The sequence below is a fragment of the Pelomonas lactea genome, assembly GCF_043555885.1.
GTDB lineage: Bacteria > Pseudomonadota > Gammaproteobacteria > Burkholderiales > Burkholderiaceae_C > Pelomonas > Pelomonas lactea.
This window is the reverse complement of sequence record NZ_JBIGHX010000017.1, coordinates 1-1,043: the sequence shown is the minus strand read 5'-3', so window position 1 is coordinate 1,043 and position 1,043 is coordinate 1. Positions and strand designations below refer to the sequence as shown.

The 1,043-nt window shown below is 65.0% G+C and carries 1 protein-coding gene; it reads left to right on the top strand.

Annotated elements, in window-relative coordinates:
• Positions 1–97: 97 nt before the first annotated feature.
• Positions 98–1,043: IS481 family transposase (locus tag ACG04Q_RS25530; RefSeq protein WP_394514695.1), on the top strand; the 946-nt coding region annotated here is incomplete at its 3' end.

Genomic DNA, 1,043 nt, shown 5'->3' with positions numbered 1-1,043 from the left:
TGTGAAGCTTCAATAGGTTGTATCCGGTGTTCATCCGGGTTGGGTTTGAGAGACTGGAAGTCGCCAAACACCCAATCCACAAGAGCCCGGAGTCCGGATGAACAGCCATAAGCATGCCCGATTGACGTACGCCCGCCGCCTGGAGATGGTCAAACAGATGACCGAAGACGGCTTGAGCCCCACACAAGCCGCCTTGGTGCAAGGCGTGACACCGCCGACCGCCAGGAAGTGGCTGGGTCGCTACCTGGCGGGCGGGGAAGGCGCCCTGAGTGACGCTTCCTCGCGACCTGCAAACTCGCCGCGTGCCATCGAGCCGGCCAAGGCCCTGCTCATCGTGGAGCTGCGTCGGCGCAGGATGTTGCAGACGCGGATTGCCAAGAGCGTAGGCGTCTCGGCTTCAACGGTGAGCCGCGTGCTGGCCCGCGCGGGACTGTCCAAGCTCGGCGACCTGGAGCCGCGTGAGCCGGCCGTGCGCTACGAGCACGAGGCACCAGGCGAGCTGCTGCACATCGACACCAAGAAGCTCGGCCGCATCGTGCGCCCGAGCCACCGCGTCACGGGCAACCGGCGCGACTCCGTAGATGGCGCGGGTTGGGAGACGCTGTTCGTGGCCATCGATGACCATGCGCGGCTGGCGTTCACGGCGATGCATCCCGATGAGAAGAAGCACGAGGCAGTCGCGTTCCTGCACAACGCGCTGGCGTACTACGCGCGCCTGGGCGTGCGGGTGAAGCGGCTGCTGACGGACAACGGGGCCGCCTTCCGATCTCGCGACTTCCGCCAGGCCTGCGCCGAGCAAGGCATCAAGCACAGCTTCACGAGGCCCTACCGACCGCAGACCAACGGCAAGGCCGAACGCTTCATCCAGTCGGCGCTGCGCGAGTGGGCCTACGGTTGGACGTACCAGAACTCCGCGCAGCGAACTCACGCGCTGGCGAGTTGGCAACACCACTACAACTGCCACCGTCCGCACAGCGGCATTGGTGGCGTGCCGCCCATCTCAAGACTCAGCTCGTCAAGAAACAACCTCTTGACGCTTCACA